At 54.3% G+C, this 24,911-nt stretch carries 25 protein-coding genes and 5 tRNA genes; 27 read left to right on the forward strand and 3 right to left on the reverse strand.

Annotated elements, in window-relative coordinates; all coding sequences use genetic code 11:
• The first annotated feature begins 4 nt into the window (after nucleotides 1-4).
• From ruvC to NBH13_RS00795, 10 genes are all read left to right on the forward strand, one after another.
• A complete protein-coding gene (gene ruvC, locus NBH13_RS00750; RefSeq protein ID WP_099571872.1) occupies nucleotides 5-586 on the forward strand; it encodes a crossover junction endodeoxyribonuclease RuvC in 582 nt (193 codons plus the stop codon).
• Nucleotides 587-630: 44 nt separating this feature from the next.
• Nucleotides 631-1,248 (forward strand): Holliday junction branch migration protein RuvA, encoded by a 618-nt coding sequence (ruvA, locus tag NBH13_RS00755; protein WP_144165535.1) that lies wholly within the window; start codon nucleotides 631-633, stop codon nucleotides 1,246-1,248.
• Between the two features lie 11 nt (nucleotides 1,249-1,259).
• Nucleotides 1,260-2,333, forward strand: coding sequence for a Holliday junction branch migration DNA helicase RuvB (gene ruvB, locus NBH13_RS00760; RefSeq protein ID WP_099571916.1), 1,074 nt, complete (start codon nucleotides 1,260-1,262; stop codon nucleotides 2,331-2,333).
• 92 nt (nucleotides 2,334-2,425) lie between these two features.
• A complete protein-coding gene (locus NBH13_RS00765; RefSeq protein WP_236824369.1) occupies nucleotides 2,426-2,791 on the forward strand; it encodes a preprotein translocase subunit YajC in 366 nt (121 codons plus the stop codon).
• Nucleotides 2,792-2,907: 116 nt separating this feature from the next.
• A complete protein-coding gene (locus NBH13_RS00770; protein WP_099571870.1) occupies nucleotides 2,908-3,489 on the forward strand; it encodes an adenine phosphoribosyltransferase in 582 nt (193 codons plus the stop codon).
• A 50-nt stretch (nucleotides 3,490-3,539) separates the two neighbouring features.
• Nucleotides 3,540-4,733 carry an ADP-forming succinate--CoA ligase subunit beta gene (gene sucC, locus NBH13_RS00775; RefSeq protein WP_099571869.1) on the forward strand — a complete coding sequence of 398 codons (1,194 nt, stop codon included), beginning with the start codon at nucleotides 3,540-3,542 and terminating at the stop codon, nucleotides 4,731-4,733.
• A gap of 2 nt (nucleotides 4,734-4,735) precedes the next feature.
• On the forward strand, nucleotides 4,736-5,659 hold the full coding sequence (sucD, locus tag NBH13_RS00780) for a succinate--CoA ligase subunit alpha (protein ID WP_033501080.1): 924 nt from the start codon (nucleotides 4,736-4,738) through the stop codon (nucleotides 5,657-5,659).
• Complete coding sequence (locus tag NBH13_RS00785) at nucleotides 5,659-7,047, forward strand: cell division protein PerM (protein WP_099571915.1); 1,389 nt, start codon at nucleotides 5,659-5,661, stop codon at nucleotides 7,045-7,047. Before sucD ends, NBH13_RS00785 begins: the two co-directional genes overlap by 1 nt.
• Entirely contained in the window at nucleotides 6,995-8,623 is a 1,629-nt protein-coding gene (purH, locus tag NBH13_RS00790) for a bifunctional phosphoribosylaminoimidazolecarboxamide formyltransferase/IMP cyclohydrolase (RefSeq protein ID WP_099571868.1), read from the forward strand. Before NBH13_RS00785 ends, purH begins: the two co-directional genes overlap by 53 nt.
• A gap of 123 nt (nucleotides 8,624-8,746) precedes the next feature.
• Entirely contained in the window at nucleotides 8,747-9,028 is a 282-nt protein-coding gene (locus tag NBH13_RS00795) for a DUF3017 domain-containing protein (protein ID WP_099571914.1), read from the forward strand.
• On the opposite strand, the gene NBH13_RS00800 is transcribed toward NBH13_RS00795, so the two are convergent.
• Nucleotides 8,945-9,880 carry an MIP/aquaporin family protein gene (locus tag NBH13_RS00800; protein WP_144165529.1) on the reverse strand — a complete coding sequence of 312 codons (936 nt, stop codon included), beginning with the start codon at nucleotides 9,878-9,880 and terminating at the stop codon, nucleotides 8,945-8,947. The genes NBH13_RS00795 and NBH13_RS00800 overlap by 84 nt on opposite strands.
• 110 nt (nucleotides 9,881-9,990) lie before the next feature.
• Here NBH13_RS00800 and NBH13_RS00805 point away from each other — a divergent pair, with 110 nt between their 5' ends.
• Nucleotides 9,991-10,764, forward strand: coding sequence for a pseudouridine synthase (locus tag NBH13_RS00805; RefSeq protein ID WP_099571866.1), 774 nt, complete (start codon nucleotides 9,991-9,993; stop codon nucleotides 10,762-10,764).
• Nucleotides 10,761-12,890 carry a bifunctional cytidylate kinase/GTPase Der gene (der, locus tag NBH13_RS00810; RefSeq protein WP_144165527.1) on the forward strand — a complete coding sequence of 710 codons (2,130 nt, stop codon included), beginning with the start codon at nucleotides 10,761-10,763 and terminating at the stop codon, nucleotides 12,888-12,890. The genes NBH13_RS00805 and der overlap by 4 nt, the downstream gene beginning before the upstream one ends.
• A gap of 126 nt (nucleotides 12,891-13,016) precedes the next feature.
• Here the strand turns inward: der and NBH13_RS00815 are convergent, their stop codons facing one another.
• Both NBH13_RS00815 and NBH13_RS00820 read right to left on the reverse strand, forming a co-directional pair.
• Nucleotides 13,017-13,439: a hypothetical protein gene (locus NBH13_RS00815; protein WP_144171063.1), complete on the reverse strand. Its 423-nt coding sequence runs from the start codon at nucleotides 13,437-13,439 to the stop codon at nucleotides 13,017-13,019.
• Between the two features lie 70 nt (nucleotides 13,440-13,509).
• Nucleotides 13,510-13,586, reverse strand: a tRNA-Pro gene (locus tag NBH13_RS00820).
• Nucleotides 13,587-13,842: 256 nt separating this feature from the next.
• Here NBH13_RS00820 and NBH13_RS00825 point away from each other — a divergent pair.
• The 15 genes from NBH13_RS00825 to NBH13_RS00890 all read left to right on the forward strand — a co-directional run bounded on the left by NBH13_RS00825 (nucleotide 13,843) and on the right by NBH13_RS00890 (nucleotide 24,596).
• On the forward strand, nucleotides 13,843-15,237 hold the full coding sequence (locus NBH13_RS00825) for a UTP--glucose-1-phosphate uridylyltransferase (protein WP_236824368.1): 1,395 nt from the start codon (nucleotides 13,843-13,845) through the stop codon (nucleotides 15,235-15,237).
• Nucleotides 15,238-15,384: 147 nt separating this feature from the next.
• The gene (locus tag NBH13_RS00830) at nucleotides 15,385-17,298 is read left to right on the forward strand and encodes a helix-turn-helix transcriptional regulator (RefSeq protein ID WP_099571862.1); all 1,914 of its coding nucleotides are present in this window, start codon (nucleotides 15,385-15,387) and stop codon (nucleotides 17,296-17,298) included.
• Between the two features lie 13 nt (nucleotides 17,299-17,311).
• Entirely contained in the window at nucleotides 17,312-17,629 is a 318-nt protein-coding gene (locus NBH13_RS00835) for a hypothetical protein (protein ID WP_099571861.1), read from the forward strand.
• Between the two features lie 58 nt (nucleotides 17,630-17,687).
• The gene (locus NBH13_RS00840) at nucleotides 17,688-20,252 is read left to right on the forward strand and encodes a DEAD/DEAH box helicase (protein ID WP_144171067.1); all 2,565 of its coding nucleotides are present in this window, start codon (nucleotides 17,688-17,690) and stop codon (nucleotides 20,250-20,252) included.
• Between the two features lie 108 nt (nucleotides 20,253-20,360).
• On the forward strand, nucleotides 20,361-20,708 hold the full coding sequence (locus tag NBH13_RS00845) for an RNA polymerase-binding protein RbpA (RefSeq protein WP_099571860.1): 348 nt from the start codon (nucleotides 20,361-20,363) through the stop codon (nucleotides 20,706-20,708).
• Between the two features lie 120 nt (nucleotides 20,709-20,828).
• Nucleotides 20,829-21,551 carry an HAD hydrolase-like protein gene (locus NBH13_RS00850; RefSeq protein WP_099571859.1) on the forward strand — a complete coding sequence of 241 codons (723 nt, stop codon included), beginning with the start codon at nucleotides 20,829-20,831 and terminating at the stop codon, nucleotides 21,549-21,551.
• 98 nt (nucleotides 21,552-21,649) lie between these two features.
• A tRNA-Gly gene (locus tag NBH13_RS00855) sits at nucleotides 21,650-21,722 on the forward strand.
• A 30-nt stretch (nucleotides 21,723-21,752) separates the two neighbouring features.
• A tRNA-Cys gene (locus tag NBH13_RS00860) sits at nucleotides 21,753-21,823 on the forward strand.
• Nucleotides 21,824-21,862: 39 nt separating this feature from the next.
• A tRNA-Val gene (locus tag NBH13_RS00865) sits at nucleotides 21,863-21,934 on the forward strand.
• A 31-nt stretch (nucleotides 21,935-21,965) separates the two neighbouring features.
• Nucleotides 21,966-22,041 (forward strand) — tRNA-Val (locus NBH13_RS00870).
• 405 nt (nucleotides 22,042-22,446) lie between these two features.
• Nucleotides 22,447-22,578, forward strand: coding sequence for a hypothetical protein (locus NBH13_RS08655; protein ID WP_003834774.1), 132 nt, complete (start codon nucleotides 22,447-22,449; stop codon nucleotides 22,576-22,578).
• Between the two features lie 106 nt (nucleotides 22,579-22,684).
• Nucleotides 22,685-22,876: a hypothetical protein gene (locus NBH13_RS00875; protein WP_099571858.1), complete on the forward strand. Its 192-nt coding sequence runs from the start codon at nucleotides 22,685-22,687 to the stop codon at nucleotides 22,874-22,876.
• Between the two features lie 82 nt (nucleotides 22,877-22,958).
• Entirely contained in the window at nucleotides 22,959-23,399 is a 441-nt protein-coding gene (locus NBH13_RS00880; RefSeq protein WP_099571857.1) for an FHA domain-containing protein, read from the forward strand.
• A gap of 97 nt (nucleotides 23,400-23,496) precedes the next feature.
• Nucleotides 23,497-24,120: a MerR family transcriptional regulator gene (locus tag NBH13_RS00885; RefSeq protein ID WP_099595619.1), complete on the forward strand. Its 624-nt coding sequence runs from the start codon at nucleotides 23,497-23,499 to the stop codon at nucleotides 24,118-24,120.
• Nucleotides 24,121-24,227: 107 nt separating this feature from the next.
• Entirely contained in the window at nucleotides 24,228-24,596 is a 369-nt protein-coding gene (locus tag NBH13_RS00890; protein ID WP_099571855.1) for a hypothetical protein, read from the forward strand.
• The last annotated feature ends 315 nt before the right edge of the window (nucleotides 24,597-24,911 follow it).

Below are 24,911 nucleotides of genomic sequence, written 5' to 3' on the forward strand. Positions count from 1 at the left end.
GAGCGTGATTATTCTTGGCGTCGACCCCGGGCTGACTCGCTGCGGGGTCGGCGTGATCGAAGCCGGCGCATACCGCCGGCTTTCTTTTATTCATGTGGATGTGGTGCGGTCCGATCCGAAAATGTCACAGGATTTGCGCCTGTTGGCCATATACAATGGTTTGGTTGAAAAAATAGAACGGTTTGCGCCGGATGCCGTGTCCATTGAACGTGTGTTCGCACAAGAGAACCGCAACACCGTGTTGGGGACCGCGCAGGCGGCCGGGCTGGCCATGTTGGCTGCAGCCCAGCGTGGCATTCCCGTTGCCCTGCATACGCCGACTGAATCGAAAATGGCGATCACTGGCAACGGCAAGGCCGAAAAGATTCAGATGGAACGTATGGTCGCCCGTATTCTGGGGCTGAATACCCTGCCCAAACCTGCTGACGCGGCCGACGCCTTGGCCATTGCGATTTGCCATGCCCTTCGTCCTGCGGGTGCGCTGCAAGGAGGCGAACGTGAACAGCATCTCACTGATGCGCAACGTCAATGGGCGCTTGCCTCGCAGAATGCGGCACGGCAGCGTGGCGTCCGCAGAGGAATGTAGACTATCGAACAAATGTTCTATAGTTGTTTATGGGAGGTGACGGCATGATAGGCATGCTGCATGGCCAAGTCGATTCCATTGACGCGGCTTCGTCGATCATTGAGGTCGGGGGAGTTGGCTATGAGACCAGGATGCCTTCGGCAGATCTGGCTTCCATGCACGCCGGTCAAACGGTGAAGGTGTACACGTCGTTGAACGTTTCGCAGGATGCGATCACGCTGTATGGCTTTTCCTCGCTCGCATCGAAACGTATGTTCCTGCAATTGCAGAAGGTCAGTGGCATTGGCCCGAAGGTTGCCCTTTCCTTGCTTTCGACGTTGCCTCCGGAACGTTTGGCGAGAGCCGTGGCGGACGGCGATGCCACTGCGCTGGCGAAAGCGCCAGGATTAGGTAAAAAAGGTGCGCAAAAAATCATCCTTGAGCTTAAAGGGTCCATTGACCTTAGCCAGATTGAAGGCGCTTCTCCTGAAACACGTTCCACGGAAGATACTGGTTCGGAACAGGTGGTGGAAGGCCTGATGTCTCTTGGATGGCGTCAACAGGATGCCGTTCATGCCGTGCAAGACGTCTGCGAGAGCAACCATATCGATATTCCACTGGGAGACGATGACGTGCCTCGTGTGCTCAAACTCGCGTTGGCGTCCCTTGATCGAGGTAGGTGAATCGCACCATCATGACGAACGACTCTGCATTCGACCAGCCGAATACTGGTGCCAACGAGGAATCACTCCGCATGGTTTCCTCATCGCCCGTCGGCAACGAGACGGTGAGCGATGAGGAACTGCGACCCCATGTTCTTGACGGTTTCATCGGACAGCCAAGGCTCAAGGCGCAGCTGCAGCTATTTTTGGATGCTGCCCGCAAGCGCGACGTTCCTCCAGATCATATTCTTTTGGCGGGGCCTCCGGGCTTGGGCAAGACCACGTTGGCTATGATTGTTGCCAACGAGCTTGGAGTGCCGATCAGAGTCACTTCCGGTCCGGCCATTCAACATGCCGGCGATCTGGCTTCCATTCTGAGTTCTTTGGATGCCGGGGAAGTGCTCTTCATCGACGAGATCCATCGCCTTCCACGTGCGGCCGAGGAATTGTTGTATATAGCCATGGAGGATTTTCGTGTTGACGTAATGGTCGGCAAAGGACCGGGCGCTTCCTCCATTCCTCTTACTCTGCCGCGGTTTACGGTGATCGGTGCCACCACTCGTGAAGGCATGCTGCCATCGCCGTTGAGGGCTCGTTTCGGTTTCACCGCGCATCTCGACTTTTATCCGCATGAGGAGCTTGAAAAGCTTATCGAACGATCTTCGGCTATGCTCGGCATCCATCTCGAGGACGGCGCTGCGCATCAGCTTGCCATGCGTTCGAGGGGTACACCGCGTATCGCCAACCGACTGCTTCGCCGCGTAAGGGATTGGGCAATCGTGCATGATCTGGAAACCGTGCATCCAGATGATGTCAAGGAGGCTTTGGCGTTGTACCAGATCGACACTGAAGGTCTGGACCGCTTGGATATCGCGGTGCTAAAAGCCATTGTCACCAATTTCAACGGAGGGCCGGTCGGACTGAACAATCTGTCGGCCATGGTCGGCGAGGAATCGGAAACCGTGGAAACGGTTTGCGAGCCGTATTTGGTTCGTGAGGGGTTCCTTGTGCGCACGCCGAAGGGACGTGTGGCGACACGTAAGGCATGGGAACATCTCGGTTTGGTGCCTGACGAATCTCAGGTTGATGTCAGCAATCTAGCCTAGACTCGTTGTCTTGGACATAGGGTCCCGTTTGAGCGTCCACCTCAAGGAGTTGTGCTTTGGATTACATTTTTCTCATCGTCATCGTTGTCGCCATGTTTGGCATGATGTTCTGGCAGTCCAAGAAGGCTAAGCAGCAGCAGGCCGAGCGACAGGATTTTCGTGCCAATCTTCAGCCCGGCACCGAGGTCATCACCATCGGCGGCGTGATCGGCAAGGTTGTTTCCGTTGATACCGAATACGAGGAGATCGTCATCGATTCCGAAGGTTCCCAGATTCGTTTCGGCTTCAACGCCATCAGCCGTGAATACGTGCGTCCCGCATATGTGCATGATGACGAGGTCGATGAGAACGGCAACCCGCTTCCCGTCGATTCTGCAGATGAAGATCAGGTTGCTCAGGAGCCGATTGAGGGTGAGATCGAAGCGGTACAGACTGAGACCGAACAGAAGAACAGCTGACAGCATATAAAAAGATATCGGCGAGAATCTCATTTTTGGGATTTTCGCCGTTCTTTTTCGCGTCGAAATCCTATAATGCAAAGTGCCGCATATTGAAGGAGAAGGAAACTACCGCCATGGCATCAACGGATATCACCGTTTCCGGTTTAAGCAGGGTCGGAGCTGAAAACGCCGAGTACCTCATTTCTAAAATTCGCACGATTCCCGGTTTCCCAAAAGAAGGCATTCTTTTCCGTGATTTCATGCCGGTATTGGCTGATGCTCGTGCCTTTGGCGTTCTTCTGGACGCTCTTGAGGCCGCGCTGCCAGTGGATCCCAATGACTTCGACGCCGTTGCGGGTCTTGAAGCGCGAGGTTTCTTATTTGGTCCTGCATTGGCCGCGCGTCTTGGCAAAGGATTTATCGCCGTGCGCAAGGCGGGTAAGCTTCCGCCTGAGACTGTGTCGCAGCATTATGATCTTGAATATGGCCAGGCTGCCGTGGAAATCGAAACCAGCGCCGTGCATGAGGGTGAACGTGTGCTCATCGTTGATGATTTGATCGCCACCGGTGGAACTGCTAATGCAGCCAGTGCGCTGATCGAAAAGTGCGGTGGCAAGGTGTCTGGTTTCAGTTTCGTTATGGAACTTACCGGCATTGACGGCATGAAGTCCCTACAGGGGTATCCAGCTAGTTCGTTGATCACCATGCCTGCGTGATTTAAGTATATTCTTTGTAAACAACCAATAGCATCAAGGGAAAAGAATCCATGGATCTCTATGAGTACCAGGCTAGGGAACTGCTTGAAGAGCAAGGTATTCCAACGCCTAAGGCAGTGTTCGCGCAGAACTCTCATGAAGTGGCTGAGGCTGCCGAGCAGATTGGTTACCCCAATGTGATCAAGGCTCAGGTGAAGATTGGTCATCGCGGCCAGGCTGGTGGTGTCAGGCTGGCGAAGAATCGCGATGAGGCCATTCTTGCATCCGAAGGCATCCTGCCGATGACCATTCACAAGCACAAGGTTAGCGGTGTGTTGGTGGCCGAGGCAAAGAACATTCTTCACGAGTACTATGTCTCCATTTCTGTGGATCGTTCCTCCCGTGATTTCGATGTGCTTGCTACAGCGAATGGCGGCACCGAGGTTGAGGAGATCGCCAAGGAACATCCGGAATCCGTCAAGCGTCTGCATATTGACGCGCTTGAGGATTTCGACCTCGAAGCGGCTACCAAGATGGCTGAAAGCATTGGCTTCTATCATGCCGATGTTAATCAGGCCGCACAGATCCTGCTGAAGATGTGGCAGTGCTTCAAAGACAATGACGCTACGCTTGTTGAGATCAACCCGCTTGCCAAGATCGGTGATCCGGATGATGAATCGTCCAAGACACTGTGTGCGTTGGACGCCAAGATCTCTTTAGACGACAATGCGGCGTTCCGCCACGATGGTTGGAGTCGGTTCGCAGACCCGGTGCATGTCGATCCGTTCGAGCAGAAGGCACGTGAGCATGGCTTGCATTATGTGCATCTCCAAGGTTCCGTTGGCGTAATCGGCAACGGTGCCGGTTTGGTGATGAGCTCGCTCGACGCCGTTTCCGGTGCCGGTGAGGATCAGGGAACCAATGTCAAGCCCGCAAACTTCCTTGATATCGGTGGCGGCGCGTCTGCCGAAGTGATGTGCAGCAGTCTGGAGATCGTGCTTTCTGATCCGCAGGTAGAATCGGTGCTGGTCAACGTGTATGGTGGCATCACATCCTGCGAACAGGTGGCGAAGGGCATTCTGGAAGCTCTTGACAAGCTTGGCAGCTCTAAGCCTCTGGTGGTCCGTTTCGACGGCAATGCCGCTGCTGAGGGTCTGCGCATTCTTGCCCAAGCCAATCGAGTCAATCTGCATGTCGCACAGACTATGGAAGAGGCCGCACAGCAGGCTGCACGCCTTGCGGCCAACGGCAAGGAGGTTCGCTGAAAATGACGCTTTTCGTTGAGGATGGCACACCTGTCATTGTGCAGGGCATGACTGGGCACCAGGGTATGACCCATACCGCGCGCATGCTGAAGGCCGGCACCAATATCGTCGGCGGCGTCAATGCTCGCAAGGCCGGTCAGGAAGTCAATTTCCCTGAAGCAAAAAACGGCGAAGATGTTACCCTGCATGTTTTTGGCAGCTGTTCCGAAGCCGTTGAAATTACCGGTGCGCAGGCGAGTGTTGTGTTCGTACCGCCACGTTTTGCTAAAGACGCCGTGGTTGAGGCCATTGAAGCCGGTATCAAGTTGATTGTGGTTATCACCGAAGGTATTCCGGTTGCCGACAGTGCGTATTTCGTTGAGCTCGCATTGCGCAAGGGCGTACGCATCGTCGGGCCGAACTGCCCTGGTCTGCTTACGCTTCCTTCGACGGAAAATGCGCAGGGCTGCAATCTCGGCATCATTCCGGACGGCATCGTCTCCCGTGGACCTTTGGGCTTGGTGTCCAAGTCCGGCACCCTTACCTATCAGCTGATGGGGGAGCTGTCCGACATCGGCTTCACTGCATGCTTAGGCGCTGGCGGCGATCCCATCGTTGGCACCACGTTGCAGGAGGCCCTTGAAGTATTCGAAAACGATGATGCCACCAAGGCCGTCGTGATGATTGGTGAAATTGGCGGTAGCGCCGAACAGGATGCTGCCAAGTGGGCATCCGAGCATATGACCAAGCCTGTCGTCGCCTATATCGCAGGCTTCACGGCGCCGGAAGGCAAGCAGATGGGCCATGCTGGAGCCATCGTTTCAGGCGGCAAGGGAACCGCGCAAGACAAGAAGGAAGCACTCGAAGCCGTGGGCATCCGTGTTGGACGAACTCCGGGGCAGACTGCTGAAATCATGCGCGAGGTGCTCGCTTCCAAGTCGATATGATGGCAAAGAACCTGAAGTATTGGTTGAAAGGGCTTGCCGTAGCGGCAGCGTCCATGATTATCTATGCTGTCGCCCTCGGCTGCTATATAGCTCTGATGCTTCTGATCATCTCCATGGAGGAAGGCGGCGACAATCTGTCCGCCTTCTCCGTTCCCCTGACTGAAGCGGTTGTGCTTCTCAGCCAAGGATCCGGTTTCAAGACCGGATCCATCACACTGACGATTATGCCGTTGCTGCTGACGGTTATGCTGATCGCACTTATTTCATCGCTTGCCAAGCGTATTGGGACCAGTTTCTCCGGATGTGTGACGGGGACTATTGGCTGGGTGCTGATTAACATATTCTTCGCCAACAGCGTCGATACCGAGCTTGTTGACACGACTGGCATGATTATCGTGAAAACGGCGTTCGTCTTCATACTGGGATATGCCATTGCCTTGATTCCCGGGGCTCCGCTGACCGAGCGAGGTTTGGAATGGACTGGCAAGCATGTCTCGTTGCCGGTCCGTAAGACAATCATTATAGGCTTAGCTCTTGGTCTGTTGTTGATTGCGGTCTATTTGGTCATTGGCCTGATCGTGGTCGTGTATTGGGCGTTTTGCAATCAGTCGGCCATGGTGAAGCTGTATGAATTGTCGGGAATGCAGAGTGGCTCTCGTATACTTACGACGATCGCTATGCTCGCGTGGATTCCGAACATTGCGATTTGGGCGGTTTCCTGGGTGTTCGGAGCAGGTTTTTCAATTGGCGACCTTGCTGAATTCACTATGTGGAGCGGTCAGGGAACGGCATTGCCGTCGCTGCCGATATTCGGTCTGCTTCCTTCGGCAATTGAAACGGACTGGGTCCGAATCGCATTGATGTGCATTCCTTTGGCGTTGCCCTGTATCGCAGGCATGATCGTCATGTTGTTCAACAAGGGATTCCACATCAGAGTTGATGATGCTGATCACCAGATTGACGTCAAGCGGGTGGTGTCTGGATTCGCCTATCCTGCGGGAACATTCTGCATGTCCTGCGTGATCGTATCGGTAGGCTCGAGTTTGCTGTTCTCCATCTCTAACGGGGCACTGGGATCAAAGCATCTTGCGCATGTCGGTGTCGATGTAATTGCGTCGACTCGTAAGGTCGGGCAGCCCACTGCAGTCGGGCTGTTCTCATCGTGGCTGCTGACTTTGGTGGCCGTATTCATGTTTTTCGGAATACGCTGGGTCATAAAGCGTGTCCGCGAGGGCAGGAGTGGTACATCCGCTGCGGTTCTCGAACCAAATAATCGTGGGATCACCGATGCGGCCCGCACAGTGACCTCAACCATCAACAATAAGGAGGAGCAAGGTGACAACAACGAATCGACCGATACGTCGAGCTCTGGTATCGGTCTTCCATAAGGAAGGTATCGAAGTTCTTGCCGAGGCGTTCATCAAAGCCGGCACTGAAGTGGTTTCCACGGGTTCCACTGCAAAGCGTCTTGCGGAACTCGGCGTCAAGGTGACGGAAGTCTCGGAAGTCACTGGTTTTCCCGAGTGTCTCGATGGCCGTGTCAAAACTCTCGACCCACATATCCACGCAGGTATCCTCGCTGATATGACCAATGAGAACCACGCGGCTCAACTGGAAAAGTTTGGCATCAAGCCGTTCGATTTGGTGGTCGTCAACCTGTATCCGTTCGCTGATACGGTTCGTTCCGGTGCGGACGAAGCTGCCACTATTGAAAAGATCGATATCGGAGGCCCGTCCATGGTTCGCGGAGCGGCGAAGAACAACGCCACTGTGGCCATCGTCACGGATCCGAACGATTATGCGTTGGTCGCGGCCCGTATCGAGAACGGTGAAGGTTTCTCCCTTGAGGAACGTCGCTGGCTGGCCGGTAAAGCATTTGCTCACACGGCGTCTTATGATGCCACTATCAACGAGTGGACCGCGAAGCATTGGCCGAAGCCAGCTACCGTCGATCAGCCGACTGCCGAAGGTGAGACGGAAGTGAATGAGGCCAAGTTCCCGGCCGCATTCACCCGTACTTGGGATCGCGCCCACGTTCTGCGCTATGGTGAGAATCCTCACCAGCAGGCCGCGTTGTATCTCGATCCGCTGAACCAGAACGGCTTCGCACATGCCGAACAGCTCGGTGGAAAGCCGATGAGCTACAACAACTATGTTGATGCCGATGCCGCTTGGCGTGCCGTGTGGGATTTCGCTCCGCAGATTGCGGTCGCCGTGGTCAAGCACAACAATCCGTGCGGCCTTGCCATTGGAGCCACCGTCGCTGAGGCGCACAAGAAGGCGCATGCTTGCGACCCGATGAGTGCCTATGGTGGTGTGATCGCTGCGAACAGCAAGGTCACCATGGAAATGGCAGAAAGCGTCCGTCCTATCTTCACCGAAGTGATCGTCGCTCCCGACTATGATGCCGATGCCCTTGAGCTGTTGCAGACCAAGAAGAAGAATCTTCGTATTCTGAAGGTTGCCGAACCGCCGAAGTCCAAGACGCAGTTCCGTCAGATTGACGGTGGTCTGTTGGTGCAGTCCACTGATCTCATCGACGCTCCGGGCGATGATCCGGATGCGTGGAAGCTGGTTTCCGGCGAGCCGGCGGACGAGCAGACCGTCAAGGATCTGGTTTTCGCTTGGCGAGCCATCCGTTGCGTCAAGTCCAACGCCATTCTGATCGCCCATGATCAGGCCACGGTCGGCATCGGCATGGGTCAGGTGAATCGTGTCGATTCTGCCAACCTGTCCGTTGAACGTGCGAATACGCTGGCTGATGGTGCAAATCGAACTCAGGGCGCTGTTGCGGCATCCGACGCGTTCTTCCCGTTCGCCGATGGTGCGGAGATTCTTATCAACGCAGGTGTCAAGGCCATCGTCCAGCCGGGTGGTTCCATCCGCGACGAGGAAGTGTTCGAAGCGGCCCGCAAGGCCGGCGTCACCATGTATGTGACCGGTACCCGCCACTTCTTCCACTGATCGTTCCAGCCCTCATACGAGGGTATTGTGATTAGCGTGGCGTCCGATTCTGTATTGGTTTCGGACGCCACGTTTATTATGATTACGATTGTTGCAGGCAAGCGAGATATGAAAGGCCTCGGAATGAGCCATCCTTACGTTTCCGAAGATCATGAGGGCAAACCGTGGTTCGAATGGATCGTCGCAGTCGTAGTGATTATTGCGACGGTGCTTGCGGTTGCAGGATATACAAAAGCCGCCACCGCTGCGATCGCGGTGACGGCCATAGTTACTGGGCTGGTCAGGCTGGTATTGCGTGAACGCAGTCCATGGAAGGTCCGGTCAGTTGCTTTCGACGCCTTCATGGGTATAGGTTTGGGCGCTGGACTGCTCATTCTCCTCACCATCGTTCCCGTCGGAAACTGACGCTTCGTCGAGAGCAGTGTCGTTTTCGATTTCATCGGCGACTTCGGCATCCGGCGTGTTCTTCTTCGTGCTGACCATACCGGAGACAATGACGATAAGTGCAACGACGGCAGCGGCGAGAACAGGGCAGATCCAGAAGACCCACAGCTGCTGCAGTGGTTCCTCATTCAGGCCCTGGTTTTGCGCGAAAATAGCGATACCAGTAGCGCGTGCCGGGTTCAATGCAGCTCCGGTCACCGGGTAGGCGATGGCGGTGCCGATACCGTAGGTAAGCCCCATGGCGACGGCATGGTTCGTACTGGACTCGCCATGTTCGCCCGTGGTGCGAAGCGCGGCGGCAACAATGACGATGCCTGCGATGACTTCGACAGCGATGGCCAAGGTGATGCTGAACGTCACGCCATAGTTGCCAAGCGTGGAGTAGGAGACGGAGTTCTTATCGAAGCCGTTGATCGTCGGCGTCATCCAGATCTTGAATGTCACCTGCTCGGAACTTGGCAGAAGGAATCGGATGGCAGCACCGGCGCCAATGCCGCCGAGCACTTGGGCAATGATGTACAGAATGCCATCAAGCACATGGGTCTTGCCGGTGAGCATGGCGGCGACGGATACGGCCGGATTGAATTGCGCTCCGGAGATGGATCCAAAGATTACGGTGGCCGCGGCATACACGATGCCCGTCAGCAGGGCGATGAACGCCATATTGATGCCGTACACTGCGGAGCCAAGCGAGCAGATCGCGTAAATCGCGAAGCAGATGATGAAGCTTCCCACAAGTTCCGCTCCGACACGAAGTGCCAGCGGCTTGCTTTGCTCTTCCTTAGTTATGGACGTTGCTTCAACAGCAGTCATAGTCTTTCCTCTGTCATATAGTGGACAAGTTGCGATTTTTGGAAATCGCCAAACGACTGCCATAGTACCAGCAGTCCCTATAAGTATTATCCGGCCACGTTGGGAGAACGATGCCAAACGCATATTCCCGCGCCGCGAAGGCGCATACGCATGACAATGAAGGTATCCGTCTGCAGAAGCTTCTTGCTCAGGCAGGTTTTGGGTCCCGTCGCAAATGTGAAGAGATCATTACTGAAGGACGCGTCGAAATCGACGGTGAACTTGTCACCGAGTTGGGAACGCGCGTCGACCCGAAACACCAGGAAGTTCGCGTGGACGGCTCCCGTGTTCGTGTGAACCCCAATCATGTCACGCTTGCCTTGAACAAGCCGAAGCGCGTACTCAGCGCCATGGAGGATCCGAAGGGACGTTACACCCTGAGCGACATCGTCGGCGACAAGTATGACCGTATTTTCCACATGGGTCGTCTGGATTACGATTCCGAAGGCCTGATTCTCATGACGAACGACGGCGAGTTGAGCCAGCATGTCATGCACCCCAAGTATGAGGTCGAGAAGACCTATATCGCCACATTGGAAGGTCGTATCAGCGGTCAGGTGTGCCGCCGACTGGTCACCACCGGCGTGCAGCTCGACGACGGTTGGATCAAGCTTGACCGTTGCGCGATTCTTGATGCCAGCCGCGATGGCACCCTGGTCAAGGTGGTGCTGCACTCCGGCAAGAACCGTATCGTCCGTCGTATCTTCGGCGCGATCGGTTTCCCGGTCAGGCGTTTGGTGCGCACTCAGATCGGTCCGATCAAACTTGGCGATCTGAAGTCCGGATCGTACCGTGTGCTTTCGCAGACTGAGGTGCGTTCCCTGTCCAAGGCGGTGGGCCTGTGATCCGCGTAGCTATTGATGGACCTGCGGGCGTCGGCAAGTCTTCCACGTCCAAGGCGCTGGCCAAGTATTACGGTTTCGCCTATCTCGATACCGGAGCCATGTATCGTGCCTGCGCATGGTGGTGCATGAACAAGGGTATCGACCTCGATACGGAGACTGTCGACGAACAGCTAGTCACCGAAACCGTGGGCGAGTTCTTCACCGAGGGTCATTTTGACATCAGTGTCGATCCGGACGATCCGAAGGTATATGCCGATGGCGAAGACATCAGTGAGGCGATCCGTTCCTCTGAAGTGTCATCCCATGTGTCCAAGGTGTCGAACATCATTCCGGTCCGGCATGTGCTTATTGCCGCACAACGCGCGTATATTGCCCGTGAAGCGGCTTCCGATTCCTTCTCCGAAGGTGCTGGTGTGGTCGCCGAAGGCCGTGACATCACTACGGTTGTCGCGCCGGATGCTGAAGTGCGTGTATTGCTTACCGCTCGTGAGGAAGTCCGCCAAGCCCGTCGAGCAGGGCAGTCGGCTTCCGGAGTTGGCGCGGAAAATGTTGCGGCACGAGACAAGGCTGATTCCAAGGTCACGCATTTCACGTCCGCAGCGGAAGGTGTATTGACTGTCGACAATTCCGATTTGGATTTCGGCGAAACCCTTGATGTGCTTGTACGCATTGTCGATGACGCCATTGAAGAGCAGCAATACCGCCAATATGCGTCCAATCTTGATGATTATGAGTTGGATGAGGGCGATGAAGGACTGATTGATGGATCGTCTTTCGTTGGGAGCGAACGCCAGTCCGGCCCGAAGCCGGTCGGCGTGCTTGCCGTTGTTGGACGTCCGAACGTTGGCAAGTCCACGCTGGTGAATCGTATTCTCGGACGTCGTGCGGCCGTTGTGGAAGATACTCCAGGCGTGACCCGAGACCGTGTGAGCTACGATGCTGAATGGGCCGGCACTGATTTCAAGCTGGTCGATACCGGTGGTTGGGAAGCCGATGTCGAAGGCATTGAATCCGCCATCGCGTCGCAGTCGCAGATTGCCGTTCAGCTTGCTGACGCCGTGGTGCTTGTGGTGGATGGTCAGGTTGGACTTACCAATACTGACGAGCGTATCGTAAGGATGCTGCGAGCCTCTGGTAAGCCGGTCACGCTTGCGGTGAACAAGGTCGACGATCGTGAGAGCGAGTATCTGACCGCCGAATTCTGGAAGATGGGTTTGGGGGAGCCATACGGCATTTCCGCCATGCACGGCCGTGGCATCGGCGAACTGCTTGACGCGGCTTTGGATTCGTTGAAGAAGGCTGAGAAGACTTCCGGGTTCCTCACTCCGTCGCATCTTCGTCGTGTGGCACTGGTCGGACGCCCGAACGTCGGCAAGTCGTCCTTGCTGAACCAGCTGGCGCATGAAGAGCGCACCGTGGTCAACGATCTGGCTGGAACCACCCGCGATCCTGTCGATGAGGTGGTGACGGTTGATGGTGAGGATTGGCTGTTCATCGATACCGCCGGCATCAAGCGTCGCCTGCACAAGTTGTCCGGCGCCGAGTATTTCTCGTCGTTGCGCACGCAGGCCGCGATTGAGCGTTCGGAGCTTGCACTGGTGCTGTTCGACGCTTCTCAGCCGATCTCTGATCAGGATCTGAAGGTGATGAGTCAGGCCGTGGATGCCGGCCGATGCGTTGTTCTGGTATTCAACAAGTGGGATTTGATGGATGATTTCGATCGCCAGCGCATGGAACGCTTGTGGAAGACCGAGTTCGACCGCGTGACGTGGGCCCAGCGCGTGAATCTGTCGGCCAAGACCGGATGGCATACGAATCGTCTGGCCAGAGCTATGCGTGGCGCCTTGGAGTCGTGGGACAAGCGTATTCCAACCGGTAAGCTCAACGCTTTCCTGGGCAAGATTCAGGCTGCGCATCCGCATCCGCTTCGTGGTGGCAAGCAGCCACGCATTCTTTTCGCGACCCAAGCTTCGACGCGCCCACCGCGCTTCGTGATTTTCGCTACTGGCTTCCTTGAGCACGGTTATCGTCGTTACATCGAACGTTGCCTGCGTGAAGAGTTTGGTTTCGAGGGTTCCCCGATTCAGATTTCGGTGAATATCCGAGAAAAGAAAAAGCGCAAGTAGTCCGTTTTTTTGGGGTGCACGCCACGAATGATGGTGTGCACCCCAAAAAAACGGTTGTAAGGAATACTATATCTGCCAATCTGTGTAGCTTGTAGCTAATGTGCGGCACGCTATTGACTGGTCGTCTTAGAAGAGTGGCTGTTCCTCGGCGTCTCTTTGGCGTAGATATCCGCTGATCGCACGTCGGGCGAGAGAGCTCAAGGATATGCCCTCTTCCGTTGCGCGTTCCCGTGCCGTCTTGCCGATGGCATAGGGGAGTTTGATTTTCCATTCGTCGCCAAGCTGTTCGCGTCCGTCGGTGTTCTTTGGCCTTCGTCCTGGACGAATGGTGTCGGCTGTGTTGCTCAGGTTATCGCTTTTAAGTGCTCTTCGGGTCAACTCGGTGAGAGTGATCCCATCATGTTTCGCGCGTTCTCTGGCTTCCACGCCAAGTTCTCGGGGCAGACGGATCTTCCATTCATCTTCAGGCACGGAAGAGTCGAACACGTGGGCAAGGTCATCAACATCGTCAAACTGTGGCTGGGCGTCCCTCGACTTCAAGACAATCACCCCTTACCTGCATGTGTAAGACTGACAACCTTAAAAAGAAAACCCGAAATCATGCGAATCCGGGTTTTTCTGGTCGGACCAGCGGGATTTGAACCCGCGACCCCTTGACCCCCAGTCAAGTGCGCTACCAAACTGCGCTATGGTCCGAACGATGCAAAAGCACCGAGAAAAAAACATAGCATAGTCTGTGGTTTTTTTCAAATACATCGTGTCGCGCAGTCAATGAAACGTGATGAAGGGCGCGTAAAGATGTCTTTTGTGTTAAAAAATATCTTTTTTAACTTCCAAAAGCCCCCGTTACGGGAAATATGTCGTAGTATTACCTAGGTACGACGAGAACATAACGCCCGCACGAAAGGGAAAGACATTGACCGAGGACGTATTCGAACACTCCGCCGCAAAGATGCGGGAAAATGGGATGACCGATATGGCCATTGCGCAGTTCAAGCGTCTATATGAGGTTTGGCGTAACGAGGAGGCAAGCAGCTGGATTCGCGAGGATGAGGTGGAACCGTTAGTGGGGGTGCCAAGTTTCCATGACGTTTACGAGACCATCAACCACGACAAAGCCGTTGATGCGTTCGCAAAAACCGCATTCCTTAAACTCAATGGTGGGCTTGGCACCTCCATGGGACTGGATTGCGCCAAGTCTCTCTTGCCCATGCGTCGCCACAAGGCCCGTCAGATGCGTTTCATCGACATCATCATCGGACAGGTGTTGACCGCACGCACTCGTCTGGGTGTGGAGCTGCCGTTGACACTGATGAATTCATTCCGCACTTCGAACGACACCATGAAGGTGCTGAGAGCCAACAAGAAATTCCATCAGGAGGATATTCCTCTGGAGATTGTGCAGCATCAGGAACCAAAGATCAGCGCGGAAACGGGCCTTCCTGTCAGCTTCCCGGCGAATCCCGAACTTGAATGGTGCCCGCCAGGTCACGGTGACCTGTTCTCAACCATCTGGGAATCCGGGTTGCTCGACGTGCTCGAGGAACATGGATTCAAGTATTTGTTCATCTCGAATTCCGACAATCTCGGTGCGCGACCTTCGCGTACGCTGGCTCAGCATTTCGAAAATACCGGCGCTCCGTTCATGATCGAAGTCGCCAAGCGCACTCCCGCCGACCGCAAGGGCGGCCATATCGTGCGTGACAAGGCGACGGGTCGTTTGATGCTGCGCGAAATGAGTCAGGTGCATCCAAATGACAAAGACGATGCTCAGAACATTGAAAAACACCCGTACTTCAACACGAACAGTATCTGGGTGCGAATTGACGCTTTGAAGGCCAAGCTGTCAGCATATGACGGCGTGCTGCCGTTGCCGGTCATCCGTAATAAAAAGACCGTTGATCCCACCGATCCGACGAGCGAGCCGGTCATTCAGCTGGAAACGGCCATGGGAGCCGCGGTGACGTTGTTTGATGGTGCCACTTGCGTGTGCGTGGACCGTATGCGTTTCCTGCCGGTGAAAACCACCGACGATTTGTTCATCATGCGGTCTGATCGATTCCATCTGACGGATCAGTATGAGATGGAGGACGGTAACTACATTTTCCCGGACGTTCATTTGGACGCACGGTACTACAAGAACATTCATGATTTCGATACGAGATTCCCGTATGGAGTCCCATCGCTCGCCGCGGCGAATTCCGTCGATATCGAGGGCGACTGGACCTTTGGCAGGGATGTAATACTGTTTGGTGACGCGCGGTTGCCTGACACCGGCGAGCCGAGTTATGTTCCGAATGGCGAATACGTTGGCCCGCAAGGCGTGGAACCTGACGATTGGGTCTGATTCGAGGGGTGTTCTCAACACGAAAAACTGTATTTTTTCGTAAAATAGGCACAATCTGAGCGAAAACCCTCTATCATAGAGAGGTGTGTGCGGAAGCCTATACTGGTTACGCACTTAGAATGAAACGTTAACGAGACGTGAGGACTAATGGCAGAGGGCAGTAACGGAAGGCGTCGTTTCTCCGACAAATGGGGCAAGCACGAACTTGATGTGTTGGCTGTGCTTTCCTCAGCTTTTCCGCAATGGCTCACTTCCCGTCAGATTGCTCAGCGCGTGAAGGCGTATGCCGATTCCTATGGGGAACTGGCCGATCAGGCGGCGAAGGCGGCTTTTGCCAAGCAATTCCAGCGTGACCGCGCCAAGCTTGCGGCCATGGGCATTGCCATCGAATCAAGGCAGCCGGAGTATTCATCCAAGTCGGAGGGACAGGACTTCGCGTCCTACCGTCTGCAGCTTGGTGACGAGCCTCGTGTTCGTCTGCTGTTCGGGGATGAGGATCTGCCGATTTTGGCTGCCGCCAACTACTTGGCCCGTTCTATGTCGATTTCCTCGGCTCCTGCGCATGAGACGCAACATACGTCTCGTACCGCGCCGCGTGTTCCTCAGACACCTATTCCGGGACTTGGTCTTGACTCCATTGCTCCTGGACTGGGAACCCAGTCCATTCCCGACGAATTGGTCAAAGTCGTCGATCAGCGGCGTTTCGCGGCCACGGTGGATGTTGATGGCGAGCATTTGAATGTCGCTTATACTGATTCCGATGATCTGGCCATGTTCGTACTATCCCATCCAGGCGCGTCCATCGTCAGCCCGCAGGAAGCCGTTGATGCGTTTAACCGTCGTTTGAATGCAGCAACGCAGTTCGTACCTGCCGACGAGTCCACGGGAGACGACAGTTCCACCGTCACTGCCATGGAGATCAGTCGCAATAGCGCAGACGATGACGATGTCGAGGAAAGCAAAGGACGCCCGAAGAAGAATTCCGCATTCCAGACCGGTAGTGAAGTCGACCGTCGCCTGCGTTTGATGCTGTTCCTTTCGGCTCACCTTGGCGAGGAATATTCGCTTGAGGAGCTTGCGGAACGTTTCATTGGCAAACCGAAGTCCGATGATGAGCTGAAGAAGTTCGTCAATGTCATTCATAAAGACATCAACACGCTGACCACGGTTTCCGATGATGGGGAGATGGCGGGAAGCCAATTCTTTGATATCGATTGGTCGCTGCTTGATGCGGAAGGCATCGTTTCCGCCACGAATTCGCTTGGTTTGGAACGCTTGGCAGGTATTTCACAGCAGTATCTGAGTATGCTTACCGCATCCGTAAGCTATCTCGCGCATTCGTCATTGCTGCCGGACAAGCTTCGCGAGCAGGCCGAATCGTTGTACAGCCGTCTTCGCCGTCATGTTGAGCCGGGGGATATGCCATGGCTGAGCCTGACTGGCTATGAAATGGAGCCGCGCAACTTCTCCATCGTGAAGAGCGCGATTTCCAAGAGTTCGCTGCTTGACATGGAATACACGGATGGCGCAGGACGAGCCCAGCGCAAGCTTGTCGCTCCAGACAAGATCTTCGTTGACGAGGGTGTTTTCTACGTTGCCGTATGGACTGATGTCGCTGCTGCTGCACCTGCGGATAAAGCCAAGTATGTGAAGAAAGACACCACGATCAACAAGGCTACGGGCAAGCCTCGCATCTGGCAGGTGCTACGTATCTCCCGCATTGAAAAGGCTGAATTAGTCGAGCCGATTGCAAAGATCGACATTCCTGATGTACCCGCATCCGAATTGCGCAAGTGGAGCTTTGACAATGGAACTTCGGCTGTGTTCGTCACCAATCAGGACAATCTGTCGTTTATTGACGGATTGTCGGGGGCAACGGTCGAAAAGTGCGGAGAAGGCGAGAAAGTGCATCTGATCGTCTCGTCCGATTCCTGGTATGTCGCGTTCTGCATTTCACATGCGCGACATATCACCGCTGTGGCTCCTGAGACGCTGCGTACCATGATCGTTGCCCGTGCTCAGCATGAATTGAGCATCGGTGACCGTGAGAACGAGAACTGACGGGAGTGGTTCTATGCCTTGGTGGGTTTGGCTGGCACTCGCTCTATTCATGCTGGTGATGGTCGTTTCCGGGATCGTCTATGCGTGCCTTCATGGTTACCATGCGTTCAAGGATGTGGCGAAACTGGGCGAACGCGCGGCGAAGCGGATCGACGCGATGGGTAAGCCATTGACCCAGCAAGACGAGAACGATGCACCCTTCTTCACCAGACCTCTGCAGGATGTTACCGAGCGCTACACGAATGCCCATACTGAAGTCATCGAAAGGCGTGAGGCGAAGCGCAATCGCCATGCCCAACAGTGGGCGCAATGGCGTCATTTTAATGATTGACCTGACTAAATTGTAAGGAATTATGACCCATCATCGTCGCCGTAATAACGGCACTGGCATGTCGGATACCAATGAGACCGTCAAACTGTCCCCCGCACAGCGGTACGCCGCATTCAAACAGACGCAGGCCAAACAGCGTACTGTTGCCGCCGAGTTTGCCAGATCCCTGCCATTTGAACTTGACGAATTCCAGTTACAGGCCAACGAGGCATTGGAGGCCGGGGATAATGTGCTCGTAGCGGCGCCGACCGGCGCGGGCAAGACGGTTGCAGCGGATTTCGCCATCTATCTGGCACAGACACGGAACGTCAAAGCTTTCTATACCACGCCGATCAAGGCGTTGAGCAATCAGAAGTATCATGATCTGGTTGCCCAGTACGGCGCGGATAAGGTTGGATTGCTGACCGGAGACACATCTATCAATTCCGAAGCGAACATTGTGGTCATGACCACCGAAGTGCTGCGCAATATGCTGTATGAGCATTCCGTAACGCTTGAAGCGCTTCGTTATGTGATTCTCGATGAAGTGCATTATCTCGCCGACCGTTTCCGAGGTCCGGTATGGGAAGAAGTCATCATCCACTTGCCGGAGAATGTGAAGATAATCGGTCTTTCCGCAACGGTCTCCAATGTCGAGGATTTTTCCGAGTGGATTGAATCCGTCCGTGGCAAAACCACGCTGGTCGTATCGGAACAGCGTCCGGTACCACTGGAACAGCATGTGCTCGTGCAGGCAGACGACCATACCGAACCGGAGCTTATCGATCTGTACCGCCGTGACGCCAACGGTGAACAGACGGTCAAACTCAATGCGCAACTGGTGAACAGACTCGATCAGCTGGACCGTCAGGCGGCACGTCGCAGAGGAGAGGAGCGTCCCGACAGGCGTAGTTCCAAAGGCAAGGGCGGACGCTGGGATGAACGTCCCCACAAAGCTGAACGTCATACGCCTCGACGTTGGGCCGTTGTGGATGAACTGAATTTTCTTGACATGCTGCCGGGAATCTATTTCATTTTCTCAAGGAATGGTTGCGATCAGGCGGTCGACCAATGCATCAATGCTGGTTTGGAACTCACCACCGGCGATGAAGTACGTAGGATCAGACGGATCGTTGATGAAATGGTCGAAGGCCAGCTAAGCCAAGAGGATTTGAAAGCGCTACATTTCTCGCAATTCCGTTTTGCTTTGGAAGAAGGGTTTGCCCCACACCATGCGGGAATGGTCGCATTGTTCCGACAGATTGTCGAACGTTTGTTTGAAGATGGCTTGGTCAAGATGGTTTTCGCAACGGAAACGCTGGCACTGGGCATCAATATGCCGGCGCGTTGCGTGGTGGTCGAAAAACTCGAGAAATTCGATGGCACTGGGCATGTTGGCTTGACCCCCGGCGAGTTCACCCAGCTGACCGGTCGCGCAGGACGTCGCGGCATCGACACCATTGGACATGCCGTTGTAGTGGATCACCGTGGTTTTATGCCAGCCACTGCGGCCTCGTTGTCCAGCAAGCGAGTATATCCATTGCACTCAAGCTTCAGACCGACTTTCAACATGGCTGTGAACCTGTTGAATACCAGCGATTACGAGACCGCCCGCGTTACGCTCGACCATTCCTTCGCGCAGTGGGAGGCCAACGAGTCGGCTTGGCAGCTTGAAGCGCAGATGGAAACCCTGCGCAAGGCTTTGGAGGGGTACGAACAGGCCTTCCAATGTGAGTTTGGTGATTTCAAGGAATTCATGCGTCTGAGGATGCGCTTGAGTGATTTGGAGAAGAATGAACGTCGCAGGCTTAAACATGAGGTGTTCAGCACGCAGAAAGACCGTAGCCAGGCGTTCATGGAGCTTGACCGACGCATTAAAAAACTTCGTGAAGAAGACCGTGACCACCCGTGCCGCAAGTGTCCAGACGTGCAGAAGCACTTGAAATGGGGGCATCGCTGGGCGCGTGAGACGCGTGAATTAGAACGTGTTCAGCATCGATACGATTCGCGTACCGGTTCCGTGGCACGTCAGTTTGATCATATCTGCACTGTGCTTGCCGACCTCGGCTATCTTCAGTCGGTGCGGGGATCCGCGGGCCATGGCGATTATCAGCTTACGGAACGGGGCCAGTTGCTGCGGCATCTGTACAGTGAGCTTGATTTGGTATTGGCCCAAGCGATCGAGGCTGGTGCATTCGACGGCTTGAATGCCTGTGAGTTGGCCAGCGTTGTCGCATCGCTGGTATTCGAAGCCCGCAGGGGAAGCGGGGGAGAGCCGCGTCGTTATCCTGGAGGCATTCAGGGCAATGTGGCCGTGTGCGCCGCGCAGCTCAAAGGTATACATGCGTCGATCGCCATGCTGTGTGAGGATCATATGCTCGAAGAGCCGCGCCAGCTTGATTTCGGCATCACCGACATCGTCTACGAGTGGGCGCAGGGTGAAAGCCTCTCGCAGGTGTTATATGGCACTGAGCTGACTGGCGGAGATTTCGTGCGCAACTGTAAACGACTTGCCGACGTGCTGCAACAGATAGCTGTGGCCGGACCGTATCTTGCCGAACGCGCCGAAACGTTGTCGCCAATCGCAAGGCAGGCATACGAGCGTATTAATCGCGGCATCGTCGCATATTCTGGCGTCGACTAAAATTGACAGTAAAAATCGGCAATCAGCAAACGAGCAAGGAATAAAAGACACGTCCGAACTGTTCTGTAGCTTAGAAAGAGCGGACAATCCCAAGGAGGCAAAGGCAATATGGCAGAACGTAGCCTGCGAGGCATGAGCATCGGCGCAAAGTCGTTGGAATCCGATGATAATGTGGATTTCGCGGCCCGAAACGACGTCGCATACGTGTGCCCGAAAGGGCACCGTACGATTCTGCCGTTCGCTGAGGGCGCGGAGATTCCGGAGGAATGGGAATGCCGTTGCGGCATGACCGCGCGTCGTGAGGGCGACGGGGATCGTGAGGATGACGAAATATCCAAGCCGACTCGTACGCACTGGGACATGCTGCTGGAGCGTCGTACCGAAGACGAGCTGAAGACGCTGCTTGACAAGCGACTGCAAATGCATCGTGACGGTTGGTTCCCAGACTACGAGTGACCTACAGCTGAACGACACTTGAACACTATGCCCAGTCAGTATGGCTGGGCATAATTGTTAGCGTCCACAGGTATCACATCGATGAAAACGAATCGATAGGAATAAAGGGAGAACCAATTCATGTCCGAACAGACCAGGCAATCCAAGAAAGTCGTTCTGCTTGACCTCGACGGCACTCTGACCAAATCTGATCCGGGAATCATCGGCTGTGTGGTCAAAGTGTTCGAGGAATTGGGGTATCCGGTTCCGGATGATGAGGAATTGCAGCGATTCATCGGTCCTGCGATTATTGAATCTCTGCGGCGCAACGATATTCCTGAAGATCGTCTTGATGAGGGTATCGCTATTTATCGCAGGTATTATGCGGATGAGGCTGTGTTTGACGATCCCAACAATCCGGGGCAGAAAGTTCCGGGTCGTCTGAACAACACCATCTACGATGGTATTCCGGAGCAGCTGGCTAAGTTGCGTGCCGATGGATACTATCTGGCGATTGCCAGCTGCAAGCCGCAGTATCAGTGCATTCCGATCTGTGAACATTTCCACTTGGATGCCATGGTAGACGGCATTTATGGTGCAAGCACCGATAATTCCCGCCTTGACAAGGATCAGGTGATCCGTTGGGCGTTTGAACATATCGGTTTTGATGAGGCTGCCGGTGATCGTGCGTTGATGGTTGGTGATCGCTGGACCGATGCCGATGGGGCCAAGGCGTGCGGCCTTGACTGCCTAGGTTGCGGATGGGGCTATGCCGAGCCAGGCGAGCTTAAGGAGCATGGCGCATACCAAGTCATTGATACTGTAGACGAACTTGCGCAGGTCGTTGAGGAATATTTCGGCTGACGGTGCGTCCGGAAAAGGCGCGACACGCTGATTTGCAAATTACGGAAATGTGAGTATAGTAGATACTCGTGCTCAGGCAGTGATACTGCGGAGCACATGCGGACATAGCTTAGTTGGTAAAGCGCAACCTTGCCAAGGTTGAGACCGCGGGTTCGAGTCCCGTTGTCCGCTCTAAGGTTCCGATTGATTATCGACCTTTAGGGTGGGTTAGCCAAGCGGTTAGGCAGCGGCCTGCAAAGCCGTATAGACGAGTTCGACTCTCGTACCCACCTCTCATTATGCTCGACGTAAGTTGGCATGATGGATAACCTGGGCGGTTGGCGCAGAGGTAGCGCACTTCCCTGACACGGAAGGGGTCACAAGTTCGAATCTTGTATCGCCCACTGGGACATGAGTTCCTGTACAACCATTATTGGGTGATTGGCGCAGCGGCTAGCGCACTTCCTTCACACGGAAGGGGTCATAGGTTCGATTCCTATATCACCCACCATCGGGCGGCATGACGTGCCGCTTTTTTTGTTGGTTTCGTTGGGATTCCGCCGTTTCGTTCGGCGTGTCGGAAATGGGTGGCGGCCGTCGGGTTTGGACGGTGGTTCTCATGGTCATGGGCGTTTCGGTCTGCAGTAGAGTCTGCAGTGGTTTCGACTGGCTAGTTTTCGTCGGTTTGGGCGTCGTTTCAGGCGTGTCGTATGTAGCGGCCGGCAGGGTGAACTCGCTGGCCGAAGCCATACTCTCCGGTCAATGCTCTTAATTCAAGAGTAACCGATGATTTTGCTATAAAACGAATGGTCGGGCAATGATTTCAGTCTGATAAATCTCTATATTGGTACTTGTCAACAACAGAAGATGGTAAGACGCAAGGTGCGTCAAAGAAAACGAGCACTAAGGAAATAACATGAACAAGAATCAGATTTTCTCCGCAATCAAGCGTGGTTTCGAAATCAGCGGCATCAACGCCCTGTCCATGGCGGCCGGTTCTCCGTCCGTCAACAAGGCACTGCAGGAAATGATCGACGAGCAGCGCTGAAATTATTCTTTGTAATATTGATCTTTGAATGTGATTTAAGCCCGGGCACACGCTGTATCCGGGCTTTTTCGTACTCTTTCAGGGTGTGTGGCTACAATGGCTGTCTGTGAGTGACGAAGCATTGAATCTCAATCAGCCGGTCAAAGACATGGGGCCGAACGAGCTGAAAGCTTATGCCAAACTTGGTCAACAACAGCATGACGAGGCAAATCGTGAGCTGGAACGCCGTTGGCGTAGCTATGACGACATGCTGCCGCACGACCAGTTCGTGTCGATTATTGACAAAACTGAGGGGTGAAACCCGCTTTGCGGTGTATGATTCGTGACCATGCCGGCCTCAATGCCGGCTATTTGTAAGGGTAATGACTAGAATGGCGACTATGACTGATCCGATTCCAAGCGCAGGTGAAACGACCATCATTGGCCTTCCTGCAATAACTGTACCGGTTACTTCCACCGGAGACCGTCCTCTGACGAAGGAGGACCTTGAAACCATTATGCGTCTTGCCGACGGCACGGCGCTGCTGATCTCGACTAGGGGAGCGGTATCGGGGTCGCGGTATCTTCTCGATGAGGATGAGATTACCGTCGGCCGTGATCCGAGTGCCGATATCCTTTTGGATGATTCCACGGTTTCTCGCGCCCACGCGGTGTTCCGCAGGTCGAATGGCCGATATTGCGTCATCGATGCGGGAAGCTTGAATGGCACGTATGTGAACCGTCAGCGTGTTGATCAGCAGGAACTTAAGAATGGCGATGAAATCATTCTTGGCAAGTTCCGTTTGGTTTATTTCGACAATAAGGCCGTCATTGCCGGTTGATCCGCGTGATGCGGGATAAACTGTGTACAACAGCTTCGCGCCCATGGGCTTCATACAGAGGCTCATGGGCGTTGTTTATGTGTCGTAGGAGAATGCGATGAATGAGGCAGGGCCAACAATGCGGTTGCATCTGCATGTGCCGACTGCGGTACAGGGGGAGTTGTTTCCCGCAAGCGATGCACAGCTGGTGACGCGTGGCTATAAGGGTTCAGTGGCATCGAGGGTGTCCGGCATCACTTATCGTCAGCTTGATTATTGGGCGCGCAGGCAGATTGTGGAGCCTTCCATCACTCCATCGCATGGGTCTGGGTCACGTAGATTGTATTCGTTCAAGGACGTGGTGATTCTTGCCGTGTCGAAAAAACTGCTTGATGCGGGTATCAATCTGCAGAATGTGACAGCTGCCATTGGCTTTCTAACGCAACGCACTACTGAGCAGCTGGAAAACATCACTATTATGTGTGATGGGCAGCATGTGCACGAATGCACGGACAGCGAGCAAATGATGGCACTGTTGCAAAGCGGTAGGGCAGTGTTCGGAGTATCCATGGGATCCCTGTGGAAGCAAATCAGGGATGCTCTTGAACACGAGGAGTATGTCGATTTATCTACAATGCCTTCCACCGCGGACTCGACCCGTCCTGTTGACGACATCGCTGCGATGCGCATGAAAAAGAAGCTTGATGCGAAGCGGCAGGCACACACCGCTGTTTCACTGTAATATACAGGTTTGGCGATACCGCATAGGTTGAACAGGCCAAGTCGGGTTACATGGTCATCGATATACGGTAGATATGTAGAGACGGATTACAATAGGGGGAGTGTCGCATGCCTGATATCCTGCCGGCATTGCTGTGGATTGTCGCGGCAGTCATTGCAGTGAACATTTGTTCGATTACCGCGATTCGCGGAAATATCTTCTCAAAAACCAAGCGCGACGTATATCCAGTACGTTGGCCGATTGTTGGTTTACACTTCGCCTCATTGGTTATTGGCGCCTTGCCATACCCGGTATATACGATGTTCAAATCTGGTTTTTCCGTAAAATTCCGGCATTTCTACGAGCAAGTAGGATGGCCGTCAGCCGCGCTGATGATTTTGCTGATCGCCGCGGAGCTGGTGTTTATGTATCTGCAGGCCAGGAATGGCATGAAAAGCGAAATGGAAAGAAAACTCAATCGAGCCATCAAAGGCTGACCATGAAAGGCGTCCAGCGCAGCGAAGACGCCACCCGTCATACCGTTGGATTATGTCCGAGCAAAGTCCTGAAAGGGACGTGCTGGCGTAATCCACGATGTTATGTACAGAAGAGAGTGTCAGTCGAAGGCGGGCATACTTTTCTGACATAACATACATTATCGGACAAAATGATAAACGTCTGAAAGTGCTGTGAAAATAGACCGTTAACTATTTCGTTGACTGTCTGCAGTGGTTTTCAGCGATATCGCGAATGCTTGTCATTCACCGACGGCAAAAGCGTGTCGCAGCCTCTACGGTTTCGTTATACATTTG

The organism is Bifidobacterium intestinale, assembly GCF_023656765.1.
Lineage (GTDB): Bacteria > Actinomycetota > Actinomycetes > Actinomycetales > Bifidobacteriaceae > Bifidobacterium > Bifidobacterium hominis.